The sequence below is a fragment of the Paractinoplanes atraurantiacus genome, assembly GCF_900215205.1.
Lineage (GTDB): Bacteria > Actinomycetota > Actinomycetes > Mycobacteriales > Micromonosporaceae > Actinoplanes > Actinoplanes atraurantiacus.
In genome coordinates this window covers 53,728-66,360 of record NZ_OBDY01000021.1, presented here as the reverse complement: position 1 = coordinate 66,360, position 12,633 = coordinate 53,728, and the positions used below count along the sequence as shown (strand labels likewise).

The following is a 12,633-nucleotide window of genomic DNA, read 5'->3' as shown; positions in this document are numbered from 1 at the left end:
GATGACGACGACGAACGCCGAGAAAGACCCGTCGGACTGGACCACCGGTGACGAGCCGGCGACCGGCGCCCAGGAGTCTTACCTGCACACTCTCGCCACCGAGGCGAAAGAAGAGGTGCCGGACGGCCTGACCAAGGCTGAGGCGTCGGAGAAGATCGACGAGTTGCAGGAGAAGACCGGCCGCGGCCGCTGATCAAAAGGGCCGACCCACGTGGGTCGGCCCTTTTTCCGCCCTCCTCGTCAACTTTGGTTGACACCGGTGGACTGTCAACGTAAGTTGACAGCATGACCGAAGCAACCGATCTCGCCGCGGCGGCCAGCAGCGCCGATCCCCGGGTCGGGCTGCGCGCCGTCGTGGCCCTGCGCCGCCTGCTCGAGGGTCTCGAGCATCTCCAGGTGGCCAACGCCCGCCGTAAGGGCTGGTCCTGGCAGGAGATCGCCGACGCGCTCGAGGTGACCCGCCAGGGCGTACACAAAAAGCACGCGCGGTTGATGCCGGCGCAGGATCCACGGGAGGACTGACATGTTCGAGCGATTCACCACCGCGGCCCGCGAGGTCGTCATCCGGGCCCAGCAGGAGGCTCGCGCGCTGGGCCACGGCCACATCGGCACCGAGCACGTGCTGATCGCGCTGGTCGCCGATCCGGACGGCGCCGTCGCCACGGCTCTCAGAGACAAAGGCGTGACTGCTGATTTCGTACGGGATGAAGCGCGCCGAAAAGTCGAACGGACCCCGCCCCTCTCGCCGGTCGACGCCGACGCCGAGGACAAGGCCGCCCTCAAGGCGATCGGGATCGACCTCGACGCCGTACGGGCCGCGATCGAGCAGAACTTCGGCGCCGGCGCCCTCAAGCTTCCCCGCCCCGCGCCGAAGAAGCGCGGGCTGTTCGGCCGCTTCTACGCCGGCACCAACCACGTTCCGTTCACCAAGCGCAACAAGAAGGTGCTGGAGCTGTCGCTGCGCGAGGCGATCCGGCTCAACCAGAAGTTCATCGCCCCCGAGCACATCGCGCTCGGCCTGATCCGTGAGGGCGAGGGCCTGGCCATGCTGATCCTGAGCGAGAAGGAGGTCGACTTCGATCGCCTCCGCGACGACCTCACCCGCTCCCTGCGGAGCCAGGCCGCCTAGCGGTAATAGAGGCGCAACTGGTGGCCGTCGGCCGTGCGGTGCCAGCCGACGTCGCCCAGCGCCTCGATGTCGGGCCGCCGGGTGAGCCACTCGGAGGCCATCGCGAAGGCCTCGGCCGGCGTCCGCCCGATGAAGACGACCCGGCGCTCCCACTCCTCGAAGACGGTGGGCGCGCCGGTCACGGCGGCCGCCGTCGTCGTCCCGCGCGGGCCGGTCACCACCGCCGTGGGCCCGATGCGCCGCCCGTTGCGTACACCCTGAACGAACCAGTCGTTGACCGTCTCGTCGTGCTCCACGGTCCAGCCGTCGAGGCGGCCGATGTCGTCCGCGATGACCCGCCGGGCCCGATCGAGCGCCGCGTCGAGCGTGGCGAAGTCGATGTCCTCACCGTTGTACTCGACCCGGTACGCCATGCGTGGTGATGATAGGGCCAGATCAGCTGATTGGCCCATTCATTCCGTCACGCGATCACCACAGAATGCATCCGAAGCCGGATCCACATCAGACTTCGGAAAGGCAGCCGATGAGGGTACCTCCGCCGGGAGGCGGGCCGCGCCGCGACGGGCCACCGCACGCGGGCGAGCTGTTCACCGATCGCGAGTCCGAGTCGCAGGCCTTCCGGTCGACGCTGAAACGCTTCCGGCGGATGCTCGACAGCGACGACGAGGTCGGCGCGGCCCGGCACAACGTGCTCACCTTCTACGGCATGGGCGGCATCGGCAAGACCGCCCTCTCCGAAAGGCTGGAGGCCTGGGTACGCCGCGGCCTGCCGATCGTCAACGGCTGGGGCGCCCTGCCGTCGACCAAGGTCGACGCCACCGCCCGCATCGATCTGCACGGCTCGGCCGGTCAGATGGACCTGCCGGCGGCGCTGCTCGCCATGCGGGCGGGCCTGGCCCACGTCCGCCGCCGGTGGCCGGTCTTCGACCTGGCCTTCGCCGCGTACTGGTCGGCCGTGCGGCCGGGTGAGCCACTGCCCGCCTTCCGCGGCCGCGACGAACTGGAGAACGTGGTCGCGGAGACCGCCGGCGAGATCCTCAAGGACCTCGGCTCGGCGGCCGAATGGATCGTCGGCACGCCCACCACGCTCGGCGTGCGCGGCGTGCGCAAACTGGTCGGCGAGCTGCGGCGGCAGCGGGAGCTGCGACTGGCCATCGAGGCGTATCCGGGCTTCGAGGACTTCCTGCTGCGCTGCGCCGACGAGCCCAGCCCGACCGAGCCGCGGCCGGCGCTCGCCTGCGAGATCGCGGCCGCGCTCTCCTGGGAGCTCGCCCAGATCACCCCGGCCCCGTTGCTCGTGGTCTTCGTCGACACCACCGAGAGGCTCGCCCTCGACCCGCGGCGGGTCTCCGAGGGACATCTCAACAAGCTGGTGCACGGCATGCCGAACGTGCTGTTCGTACTGACCGGGCGCGAGATGATCGACTGGTACGACGAGAAGCAGGTCGACGTGGTCCACCGCGGCCCCTGGACCTGGCCCGGGCTGGTGCCGGGCGCGGACGACAACCCCCGCCAGCATCTGGTCGGCAACCTGTCGCCGGCCGACACCCGGGCGCTGATCCTGCGGGCCCGCGAGCGGCAGGACCTGCCGATGGACGACGACGTGGTGGACGAGCTCGTCCGCTCCTCGGCCGGTCTGCCGCAATATCTCGAGCTGGCCCGGCAGGTCGCCCTCTCGATCAAGGACGCCGGCCCGGGGCGCCGGGTCGAGGCGTCCGACGTCACGGGGTCGCTCGGCTCGCTGGTCATGCGCATCCTCGACGACGTGCCGCCCGACGAGCAGCGGGCCATCCGGGCCGCCGCCCTGTTCCGGCTCTTCGACCCGGGCCTGATCGCCGCCGCGGCCGGCGTCGACCACGGCTGCGCCGAGCGCGCGGTCCGCCGCCCGATGATCGACCGGCACGGCGGTGGCCGCTTCCCGTACCGGATGCACGACGCGGTCCGGGAGGCCATCCGCAAGGCCGACCACCAGATCGCCCACGGCTGGTCGGAACGCGACTGGGAGCTGGCCGCCGGCCGGGCCGCGGCCGAGGTCCGCCGGCTGCACGACGAGGCCAAGGATCGCGGGGACAACCGGGCCGTCCTCGACCTGGTCGGCCTGGCCGTCGTGCTGGTCTGCGAGCAGCGGACCGACCTCGGTCCGCCGCCCAGCGAGACGTACGTGGACTGGCTGTCCCGGGCCATCGTGTTCAGCCCGTCGGTGCAGGGCCTGCGGTCGCGGGTGCCGGCGGAGAGCGAGACGGCGTACGGGCGTCTCGTGCTCGACTTCATCCGGGCCAAGGACATCGAGACGCCGTTCGACGAGCGCATCGCGCTGCTCCGCGGCATCTTCGACGCCGACCACGCCCTCGCCGTCCCGGCCGGCCGGCACCTCGGTTACGCCCTGCGCGGCCGTTACCGATGGGGCGAGTCGCTCGCGGTCTTCGACGAGCTGGTCGCCCGGTCGCCCAGCCGGATCAACCTGGCCCAGGGCCCGCTGACGCTGAGCATGGCCCGCCGCTTCGCCGACGCCCGGACGGCGGGGGCGGGCACCAAGTCGGAGGGGCACATCCGGCGGATGGCCGAATACGCGCACGGCCGGCCCGAGCGCTACTTCGCCGAGGTGGCCGACAAGGTCGAGATGCTGCGGTCGGCCGGCCGTCAGCGCGAGCACCTGGAAGAACTGGGCACGCTGCTCGCGCGCAAGGCGCTCCTGCGCGACGACGTCCATCTGGACGAGGTCCTGGAGTTCGCCGAGCAGGCGGAGCTGGCCGGTCATGTGGTGGCGACCCGCAGCGCGCTGCTGGCCACGGTCCTGCTGCACCGCTCCGATCCGGCCGACATCGCCGCGGCGATCGGCCGGCTCCGGGTCCTGGACGAGATGTCCCAGGGACGGATCGGATTTCGCTACGCGACGGCCGAGGCCTGCACCGCGCTGCTCGCCGGCGACCACGACCGCTTGGCGCGGCTGCGCGACGAGCTCGCCGGGCCCTCCACCCGCGGTCGCGACATCATCCCGGTCGAGTGCCTGCTGCGGTCGTCCGGACTCCCGCTCCCGGACGTGCCGACCCAGTGGCTCGAGCCGGTCGACGACGTGGTCCGGCGCTGGGCCGGCCATTTCCGGCAGTACGTGGCCCGGCGCGCTCAGCCCTCCTGAAGCCTCAACCTCATCGCGGGGTCGGCGGTGCGGCGGAAGCCGAGCGACTCGTAGAGCGGCTCACCGTCGGAGGAGGCGCGCAGGTCGACCCGGTGGATGCCCTGGGCGCGGAACCAGGCGATGAGCGCGGTCAGGCAGGCTCGGGAATGGCCGCGGCGGCGCTCGTCCGGGTCGGTGACGACGCTGAAGACGTAGCCCATCCGGCCGGCCGGGTCGCCGGGGCCGCCGAGGCGCTGCTCGATGGTGCCGACGGCGCAGGCCGCGAGGCCGCCCCCGGCGCGGTCGACCACGAAGGCGGTGAGGACCGGCTCGGGCTCGGACAGCTTCTTGACCAGGGTCTGGCGGGCCGGCTCGCGCCAGTCGTCGTCCCAGCTCGTGCCGCGGTCGAAGCTCCGCAACATCACGGCGCGGAGCCGGACCAGCTCCGCCGCGTCCCCGGGAACGGCCTGGCGCGCAGTCATGCAGATCATGCTAGGCGACGCTTGTTATTTCAGATTTGAAAGAGATACAGTATTTGTCATGGCCGAACCGCTGTCCGACGCCGAGGCGATCGCCTGGCGCACCTTCATCGAGAGCTCGTGGGCGCTGCACACCCACCTCGAGGACGAGTTGCGCGCCGACACCGGTCTCAGCATGAACGATTACCACGTTCTCGTGGTGCTCTCCGAGGCCCCCGAGCACCGGCTCCGCATGGGCGAGCTGGCCGGCCGCCTGGTCTTCTCGCCGAGCCGCATCACGTACCAGATCAGCTCCATGGTCAAGCGCGGCCTGGTCCGCAAGCAGCCCTGTCCCGAGGACGGCCGGGGCCAGGAGGCCGTGCTGACCGACGAGGGGCTGGCCGCCCTCGAGGCCGCCGCCCCCATGCACCTGGTCACCGTCCGCGACAGCTTCATCAACCGCCTCGACCCCGACGAGCTCGAAGTGATCACCCGCGTGTTCAGCAAAGTAAGGAAGTCCTGAGATGCCCGCCATCACCGTCGACGACGTCCTCGTCCTGCCCCGGCTTCCGCAGCTCGACCAGACCGCGGCCGTCCGCCCGGTCCGCCGCCTGACCACCGCCCCTCAGGGCTACGAGGGTGAGGGTTTCCCGGTCCGGCGCGCCTTCGCGGGCGTACCCCTGGAAGAACTTGACCCTTTCATCCACCTCGACCAGATGGGTGAGGTCGACTACGCGCCGGGCGAGCCCAAGGGCACGCCGTGGCACCCGCACCGCGGCTTCGAGACCGTCACCTACATGATCGACGGCATCATGGACCACCAGGACTCCCTGGGCGGCGGCGGCACGATCACCAACAGCGACACCCAGTGGATGACGGCCGGCCGCGGCATCCTGCACATCGAGGCCCCGCCGGAGCACCTGGTCACGAGCGGCGGCCTGTTCCACGGCCTCCAGCTGTGGGTGAACCTGCCCAGCGCGGCCAAGATGATCGACCCGAAGTACCAGGACATCCGAGGCAGGGAATCCGCCCTGCTCACCACCCCCGACGGCGGCAGCCTGATCCGGGTCATCGCCGGCGAGGTGGCCGGCCACCAGGGTCCCGGCTCCACCTTCACCCCGATCAACCTGGCCCACGTCACGCTGCAGCCCGGCGCCCAGCTCGACCTGCCGTGGCAGCGCACGTACAACGCCCTGGTCTACGTGCTGTCCGGCCGCGGAACGGTCGGCGCCGACAAGCGCCCGATCCGGATGGGCCAGCTCGCCACCCACGGCACGGGCGACTCGATCCGGGTCAACGCCCACGACGAGATGGACCTGTTCATCATGGGCGGCCGCCCCATCGGCGAGCCGGTGGCCATGTACGGGCCCTTCGTCATGAACACGAAGGCCGAGCTCAAGCAGGCCTTCGAGGACTACCAGAAGGGCCGCCTGGGCGTCGTCCCCGCCGTCCGGATGCCGCACACCGACTGAGCCGTACGACGGGGATGACGGCCGTTACGGCGTGATGACCTCGGTGCGCTCGCAGCCCACGAAGACGTCGGCCGGGTCCGGCACCAGGCGCAGGTCGGAGACGCAGTGGTCGGCGCCCGCGCCGCCGTCGAGGGTGCCGCCGCCATGCGCGGTGATGTCGTCGTCGCCGCCGAGGCCCAGCACCCGGTCGTGACCGCCGCGGCCGTCGATGACGTTACGGCCCGCGTTGCCGCTCAGCACGTCGTCGACGATCGTGCCGACCAGGTTCTCCACGTCGGCGGCGATGGTGTCGCGGGCGCCGGCCGGCCCGTCCTCGGAGCTGCCGTCGTCGCCGGCCGCGCCGTCGAGGTCGGCCGTCACGCCGAGCCGGCTGCCGACCTCGGAGTACGTGGCCGTGTCGGAGCCGCCGCCGCCCTGGAGCACGTCGGCCCCGAAGCCGCCGCTGAGCGTGTCGTCGCCGGATCCGCCGGTCACCCGGTCGTCGCCGTCGCCCGCCTTGATCGAAGCGGCGATGCCGGTGGCGTTGACGACCGTGTCGGCGCCGTCGAGGCTGCGCAGCGAGATGCCGAACGTGCTGGTCGCGGCCTGGCAGCGGGCCTGGTGGGCGTCGACGAGCGTGCAGCCGGCGCCCGCGGTGAGCGTGCCGGCCGGGTTGGTCACGGTCAGCACCCCGCCGCTGACCGCGACCGTGATCCGGTCGTTCACGCCGATCGTCGTGTCGTACTTGAGGATCCCGGCCGAGCGGACCACGCCCGGCTGGCAGTCCCCGTAACAGCCGGGGGTCGCGGCCACAGCGGGCGCGGCCGACAGCGCGGCCCCGAGCAGGGTCGCGCCGCCGAGCGCCGGAATCAGATGGTGACGGAACACGTCGTCCTCCCTTGTCGATGGAGCCGCCACCGTGGCACCGGGCGCTGACGTGCCGCTGAAGCGCGGCTGTGACGAAGTAGCACAGTCGGCTGAGCGACTGACCGGGCCCGCCGTGCCGGGACGCCGCTAGCGTGGCCGCGTGCAGGTGCGGCTGCTCGGCCCCGTCGAGGTCGAGGTCGACGGGACGCCGGGCCCGGTGCGGGGCCGGCGCCGCCAGGCCCTGCTCTGCATGCTGGCCCTGCACCGGGGCCGGGTGGTCAGCGCCGACCGGCTGGTCGACGTGGTCTGGCACGACGCGCCGGGCGAGGTTTCCGGCAACACCCTGCAGAGCCACGTCTCCCAGCTGCGCCACCTGCTCGGCGGCCGGGACGCCATCGTCGCCCGGTCGCCCGGCTATCTGCTCGATCTTCCCCGCGGCGCGGTCGACGCCGAGGTCGCCGAGGACCTCGTCGAGCGGGCCCTGCGCTCGGCCGACGTGACCGAGCGGGCCCGGCGCACCCGTCAGGCGCTCGATCTGTGGCGCGGACCGCCGCTGGACGGCGTGGCCGGGCTGCCCGGCCTCGACGATCACGCCGACCGGCTGGCCACGCTGCGGCTGCGGGCGGTGTACGCGTCGTTCGAGGCCCGCCTGGCGCTGGGCCGCCACGCCGAGGTGCTGTCCGAGCTGGAACGGCACGCCCGCGACCATCCCTTGGACGAGCGGCTGCACGGCCAGCTGATCCTGGCCCTCTACCGCGCCGAGCGGCAGGCCGACGCGCTGGCCGCCTATCGCCGGCTGAGCCGCTCCCTCGACGAGGAGCTGGGCATCAGGCCGAGCCCGTCGCTGCGTGACCTCGAGGCCGCGGTGCGCAGGCAGGACCCGCGGCTGGCCGCTCCGGCGCCGCCGGTCGCCCGCGCCCGGACCCGGGTGGGCACGGCCCTGGTCGGCCGCGACGCCGAGAAGGCCGTGGTGTGCGCGGCGGTGGAGGCGGCGGCCGGCGGCGCCGGGGGAGCGGTGTTCGTGGTGGGCGAGCCCGGCGTCGGCAAGAGCCGGCTCGCCGACGAGGCCGCGCGGCAGGCCGGGGAGTCGGACCTGACCGTCCTGCGGGGCCGGTCCGCCGCGCCCCGCATGCAGTTCCGCGCCCTCACCGAGGCCCTGCTGTCGGTGCTGCGGCGCACCGGACTGCCCGACGATCCGGCGCTGCTGCCGTACCGGCCGGCGCTGGCCCGCCTGCTGCCCGAGTGGCGCGCCGACGGCGCCGGCGAGGCGGGCGATTCGCTGGTGGTGCTGGCCGAGGCCGTGCTGCGCCTGGCGGTGTCGCTGAGCCGGCCCCGCGGCTGCGTCCTGATCCTGGAGGACCTGCACGACGCCGACCCGGAGACCCTGGCCGTGGTCGACTACCTGGTCGACAACGCCGCCCGGGAACCGGTGCTGGTGGTCGGCACCGCCCGCGGCGACCCCGGCCCGGCGCTGAGCATGGTCGCCGCGGCCCGGCACCGCCGCGCGGCCCGGGTGCTGGAGCTGTGCCGGCTGCCCGCCGGCGCGGTCGCCGAGCTGGCCGGGGCCTGCCTCGACGCGCCGGCCGAGGCCGTGCCGGAACCGGTGATCGAGCAGCTGCTGGCCAGCGCCGACGGCATCCCGCTGCACGTCGAGGAGCTGCTGGCCACCATGGTCGGCGAGGGCGTGCTGACCCGCCGCGACGGCCGGTGGGAGGTCGACGGCCCGGTCTGCCCGCCCGTACCGCCGAGCCTGCGGTCCACCCTGACCGGCCGGGTGGACCGGCTCGGCCCGGACGCCCGGACCGTGCTGGCCGCGGCGTCGCTGCTCGGCCGCCGGTTCCCGGCCGCGGCGGCCGGCGCGGCGGCCGCCCTGGAGACGACCGCCCTGCTCGACGGCCTGCGCGAGGCGGTCGGGGCGCAGCTGCTGGTGCCGCAGGCCGAGGCGGACTGGTACGCGTTCCGGCACGCTCTGATCGCCGACGCGCTCCAGGCCCGGATGTTGCCGATGGAACGGGCCGTGCTGGCCCGCCGCGCCGCCGGATGGCTGAGCGGCGCGGCCCCGTTCGACGGCGTGGAGCAGCTGACCGCCGAGCTGTGGATGACCGCCGGGGAGCCGGTCCGCGCGGCCGCCCAGTGGGCCGAGGCGGGCCGCCGGGCCGCCGCCCGCGGGGCCGTCTCCACCGCCGCCGAGCTGCTCGAACGAGCGCTGTCCGAGCCCGGCGCCGACCCGGACGGCACGGTGGCGGCCGAGCTGGTCCGGGTCTACGCGCTGGCCGGGCGGGTGGACGACGCGGAGAAGCTGGCGGCCGGCATGGACCGCGGCGCCGCGCCCGTCCACCTGCACCTGGCCCAGGTCGCCGCGGCCGCCGGCCACTGGCAGCAGGGCCTGCGCGAGCTGGCCGAGGCACGCCGCCTGCTCGGCGACGACCCGGAGCCGCGGGCGCGGGCCCGGATGGACGCGCTCGCCGCGGAGCTGGTCTTCGGCGACCCGGCGGTGGCCGGCCGCCGCGACACCGCCCGGCGGCTGGCCGGGCGGGCGCTGCGAGCGGCCGAGGCGACCGGTCAGCCGGACGTCGCGTGCAGCGCCCTGGAGACCCTGGGCCGGTGCGCGCGGCTGGACGACCTCGAGAAGGCGGACGCCCTCTATGAGCGCGGCCTGGCCACGGCCGAGGCGAACGGGCTGGTCACCTGGCGGATGAACCTGCTCTACCACCTGGGCGCCGACCACGGCATCCGCGCGGCCGACCCGGGCCGGCTGGTGGAGGCGCTGGAGGTGGCCAACCGGGCCGGCGCGGTGGTCACGGCGCTCAACATCGAGCTGGAGCTGGCGATCGTGCGGCTGTGCCGCGGCGAGTACAAGGAGGCCGAGGAGGCGACCGCCCGTGGCGAGCGGACCGCGACCGGGCTGCGGCTGGACCACACCGCCCTCGTCGCGCTGGGCGAGCGGGTGATGGTGGCCGCCCATCGCGGCGACGGGGCGCAGGTCGAGGCGCTGCACGCACGTTACCGGCGGCTGGGTGGGGACAAAGACGACTTCGGTTCGGCCGTACGCGGTCTCGGGCTGGCCTTTGATCACCTGTTGCACGAGCGGGTGCCGGACGCCCTGGCCGAGCTACGGGCCGCGGCGGCCGAGGAGGCCCGCCGGCCCACGTCGTACCTCTCGCTGATCCACGGCCCGCACCTGTTCCTCTCCGTCCTGGCCGGCGGCGGCACCGAGGCCGACGGCGCCGCGATGGCCCGGTCGGCGCAGGGCCGCGCCCGCTGGAACCAGCAGTTCCTGGCCCTGTCCGAGGCGCTGCTGCACGGCCGGGCCGGCCGGCGCGACGAGGCCGGGGCCGCGATCACCCGGTTCCTGGCCCTGGCCGAGCCGTACCCGCTGGCCCGGCACCTGGGCCTGCGGCTGATCGCGCCGGAGGCGGCCGGCGGCGCCTGGGGCGACCCGGCGTCGTGGCTGCGGATGGCGGCGGCCCACTTCCACGGCACCGCGCCGGTCGTCGCCCGGGCCTGCCGGGCCGCCCTGCGCCGCAGCGGCGCCTCGGTGCCGCAGCATCGGCGGGGCAGCGACGCGTTGCCGGGGCCGGTCCGGGAGCGGGGCATCACGGTCCGCGAGTACGAGGTGCTGCGGCTTCTCGTCGACCGGCTCGACAACCGGGAGATCAGCCGCCGGTTGTTCCTGTCGCCGCGGACCGTCGAGAAACACGTCGCCCACGTGATCGCCAAGCTGGGCGCGGCCGACCGGGCCGGCGCCGCGGCCTTCCTCGAATATGGGTGAGGCCGCCGGTAATAGGCGTACGCACGAGCCCGTCCCTCCCGCCGCCCGAGCAGCACCATGGCCTTTTCCAGGGAAAGGGCACGGGACATGATCACTCAATCGGTCGCGCTGCTGCTGGCGGCGACGACCATGGCGGCGCCGGTCACCAAATGGCACACCGCACCACCGTTTCCGCTGCCGGCCGGCGCGACCGACACGATCCTTCAGGACGTGACCGCCGCGGTGCCGGGCGAGGTGTGGTTCGCCGGCTCCTGGCGGGACTCCGGCGGCACGTTGCATCCGCTGACCGCCCGCTGGAGCGGATCGGCCTGGCGGCCGGTTCCCGCACCCGGCACCCAGATTCTCACCGCGATCGACGCCGTCGGCGCCGGCGACGTGTGGGCGGTGGGCAGCACCACCGAGCCGGGCGACTCGACACCGGTGGTGCTGCACTATGTGGACTCGGCCTGGAGCGCGGTCCCGACCGAGCAGACTCCGGCCGACTCGGCGCTGGCCGACGTCGACCTGCGAACCGCCGACGACGGCTGGGCGGCCGGCACCTCGGGCGCGTCCCCGCTGATCCTTCGCTGGTCGTCGGAGCGCTGGACGCGTACGCCGGTGCCTGACCTCGGCGCACCGGCCCGGCTCACGTCGGTGTTCGCCCGCGGACCGGCCGACGCGTGGGCGGTCGGCTCCCGGCAGCGCGACGACGGCCGGGACGCCCCCCTGGCCCTGCACTGGGACGGCGTCGCCTGGCAGGCGGTCGACGTTCCGGACCTCGCGGCGGGGGAGCTGACCAGCGTGGCGGGGGCCGGAACCGAAGTGTGGGCGGCCGGCACCCGCTGCGGGGACACCGAGCTGACACCGTGCACCGCGCTGGTCGTGCGCCGCTCCGGCGACACGTGGCAGCAGTTGCCGCCGGTCGCCGGCACGGAGGTGACCGGGCTCGTCCCGTTCGCCGCCGGCGACGTGTGGACGGTCGGCTACACCATCACGGCGACCGACGTCGAGATCGGCCACGTCGAGCACTGGGACGGCCGGCGCTTCTCGGTCGACCCGAGCCCGCTGCCCGGCCCCGGCGGCACCGACCCCAACGGCCAGCCCGCCTCGGCCACCCCGATCGCCGCCGGAGCGGGCGACCGAAGCTCCGGACGCGTCTGGGCCGTCGGCTGGTCGACCGGCCCCATCCGGGTGCCGAACGTGATCTACCGCGACTGAGCTCTTCAGCCTCGTTTCAGCGGCCGCACGTCAGCGGGAACTCAGCGCCACCGCAGCGCCCGGTGCCATGGTGCCGGACGACCCGGGCCGATCCGGGTCGTCCGGCACAAGGCAAGGAGAGACCCTCATGGAACGACGAAAGCGCGCGATCAGGTTCCTGGTCGCGGCGGCGGCCGGAATGGCCCTGCTGCTCGGCTCGGCCGGCGCGGCCGCGGCCGCACCGGCCACCCCGGCCCCGTTGGCCGGCGCCACCCTGACCGGCGCGTCGATCACGTTCAACACGTTCAACGACGACAAGGACAACGACACCTTCGTCCGCGTCACCGTCAACGGCGACAACGGCCTGGCCGCGGTGACCAGCGGCTTCTTCGGCCTCTTCCCCGACCAGAGCACCAAGGGCCCGTTCAATATGACGGTCCGCTCGGGCGTCCGCTGGGAGTCGCTGACCGACAACCACGTCATCATCACGATCACCCCGAACGGCAACGACACGTGGAAGTTCGGCTTCCAGGTCAACCTGTTCTTCTCGGACGGTTCGGTGGAGCCCGAGTTCCTCGACTTCACCACCCTGAGCCAGAGCTCCCGCACCGGCGACTACGAGTTCGTCTTCTGATCCGGATCACGAGCAGCGGCAGCGGCCCCTG

12 protein-coding genes are annotated in these 12,633 nt (G+C 73.6%); 9 read left to right on the top strand and 3 right to left on the bottom strand.

The genetic code is table 11. From position 1 onward, the window contains the following. Position 1: 1 nt before the first annotated feature. From CRP55_RS34870 to CRP55_RS34860, 3 genes are all read left to right on the top strand, one after another. Entirely contained in the window at positions 2-193 is a 192-nt protein-coding gene (locus CRP55_RS34870) for a DUF3072 domain-containing protein (RefSeq protein WP_097325934.1), read from the top strand. Between the two features lie 92 nt (positions 194-285). Continuing rightward, positions 286-522, top strand: coding sequence for a helix-turn-helix domain-containing protein (locus tag CRP55_RS34865; RefSeq protein ID WP_097325932.1), 237 nt, complete (start codon positions 286-288; stop codon positions 520-522). Between the two features lies 1 nt (position 523). Then, on the top strand, positions 524-1,129 hold the full coding sequence (locus tag CRP55_RS34860) for a Clp protease N-terminal domain-containing protein (RefSeq protein WP_097325930.1): 606 nt from the start codon (positions 524-526) through the stop codon (positions 1,127-1,129). Here CRP55_RS34860 and CRP55_RS34855 read toward each other — a convergent pair. Next, positions 1,126-1,542 carry a hypothetical protein gene (locus CRP55_RS34855; protein WP_097325928.1) on the bottom strand — a complete coding sequence of 139 codons (417 nt, stop codon included), beginning with the start codon at positions 1,540-1,542 and terminating at the stop codon, positions 1,126-1,128. The two genes, CRP55_RS34860 and CRP55_RS34855, sit on opposite strands and share 4 nt — an antisense overlap. 110 nt (positions 1,543-1,652) lie before the next feature. On the opposite strand from CRP55_RS34855, the gene CRP55_RS34850 reads away from it, so the two are divergent. After that, on the top strand, positions 1,653-4,265 hold the full coding sequence (locus CRP55_RS34850; protein ID WP_097325926.1) for a hypothetical protein: 2,613 nt from the start codon (positions 1,653-1,655) through the stop codon (positions 4,263-4,265). On the opposite strand, the gene CRP55_RS34845 is transcribed toward CRP55_RS34850, so the two are convergent. Beyond that, on the bottom strand, positions 4,253-4,726 hold the full coding sequence (locus CRP55_RS34845; protein WP_218854773.1) for a GNAT family N-acetyltransferase: 474 nt from the start codon (positions 4,724-4,726) through the stop codon (positions 4,253-4,255). The two genes, CRP55_RS34850 and CRP55_RS34845, sit on opposite strands and share 13 nt — an antisense overlap. Positions 4,727-4,784: 58 nt before the next feature. On the opposite strand from CRP55_RS34845, the gene CRP55_RS34840 reads away from it, so the two are divergent. After that, positions 4,785-5,225: a MarR family winged helix-turn-helix transcriptional regulator gene (locus tag CRP55_RS34840; RefSeq protein ID WP_097325922.1), complete on the top strand. Its 441-nt coding sequence runs from the start codon at positions 4,785-4,787 to the stop codon at positions 5,223-5,225. A gap of 1 nt (position 5,226) precedes the next feature. After that, the gene (locus CRP55_RS34835; RefSeq protein ID WP_097325920.1) at positions 5,227-6,174 is read left to right on the top strand and encodes a pirin family protein; all 948 of its coding nucleotides are present in this window, start codon (positions 5,227-5,229) and stop codon (positions 6,172-6,174) included. Positions 6,175-6,198: 24 nt separating this feature from the next. Here CRP55_RS34835 and CRP55_RS34830 read toward each other — a convergent pair whose 3' ends face one another. Beyond that, positions 6,199-7,041: a calcium-binding protein gene (locus CRP55_RS34830; protein ID WP_097325919.1), complete on the bottom strand. Its 843-nt coding sequence runs from the start codon at positions 7,039-7,041 to the stop codon at positions 6,199-6,201. 139 nt (positions 7,042-7,180) lie between these two features. Between CRP55_RS34830 and CRP55_RS34825 the strand changes: the two genes are divergently transcribed. The 3 genes from CRP55_RS34825 to CRP55_RS34815 all read left to right on the top strand — a co-directional run bounded on the left by CRP55_RS34825 (position 7,181) and on the right by CRP55_RS34815 (position 12,602). After that, complete coding sequence (locus tag CRP55_RS34825; RefSeq protein ID WP_097325916.1) at positions 7,181-10,792, top strand: ATP-binding protein; 3,612 nt, start codon at positions 7,181-7,183, stop codon at positions 10,790-10,792. An 87-nt stretch (positions 10,793-10,879) separates the two neighbouring features. Beyond that, entirely contained in the window at positions 10,880-11,989 is a 1,110-nt protein-coding gene (locus CRP55_RS34820) for a hypothetical protein (protein WP_097325914.1), read from the top strand. A gap of 127 nt (positions 11,990-12,116) precedes the next feature. Continuing rightward, complete coding sequence (locus CRP55_RS34815) at positions 12,117-12,602, top strand: hypothetical protein (RefSeq protein ID WP_097325912.1); 486 nt, start codon at positions 12,117-12,119, stop codon at positions 12,600-12,602. The last annotated feature ends 31 nt before the right edge of the window (positions 12,603-12,633 follow it).

What these genes read in the sequence shown, in the direction of transcription:
- CRP55_RS34845 (WP_218854773.1), bottom strand. Translation starts at nt 4,726, where the DNA reads ATGACTGCGCGCCAGGCCGTTCCCGGGGACGCGGCGGAGCTGGTCCGG.
- CRP55_RS34860 (WP_097325930.1), top strand. Translation starts at nt 524, where the DNA reads ATGTTCGAGCGATTCACCACCGCGGCCCGCGAGGTCGTCATCCGGGCC.
- CRP55_RS34850 (WP_097325926.1), top strand. Translation starts at nt 1,653, where the DNA reads ATGAGGGTACCTCCGCCGGGAGGCGGGCCGCGCCGCGACGGGCCACCG.
- CRP55_RS34820 (WP_097325914.1), top strand. Translation starts at nt 10,880, where the DNA reads ATGATCACTCAATCGGTCGCGCTGCTGCTGGCGGCGACGACCATGGCG.
- CRP55_RS34855 (WP_097325928.1), bottom strand. Translation starts at nt 1,542, where the DNA reads ATGGCGTACCGGGTCGAGTACAACGGTGAGGACATCGACTTCGCCACG.
- CRP55_RS34815 (WP_097325912.1), top strand. Translation starts at nt 12,117, where the DNA reads ATGGAACGACGAAAGCGCGCGATCAGGTTCCTGGTCGCGGCGGCGGCC.
- CRP55_RS34865 (WP_097325932.1), top strand. Translation starts at nt 286, where the DNA reads ATGACCGAAGCAACCGATCTCGCCGCGGCGGCCAGCAGCGCCGATCCC.
- CRP55_RS34870 (WP_097325934.1), top strand. Translation starts at nt 2, where the DNA reads ATGACGACGACGAACGCCGAGAAAGACCCGTCGGACTGGACCACCGGT.
- CRP55_RS34835 (WP_097325920.1), top strand. Translation starts at nt 5,227, where the DNA reads ATGCCCGCCATCACCGTCGACGACGTCCTCGTCCTGCCCCGGCTTCCG.
- CRP55_RS34840 (WP_097325922.1), top strand. Translation starts at nt 4,785, where the DNA reads ATGGCCGAACCGCTGTCCGACGCCGAGGCGATCGCCTGGCGCACCTTC.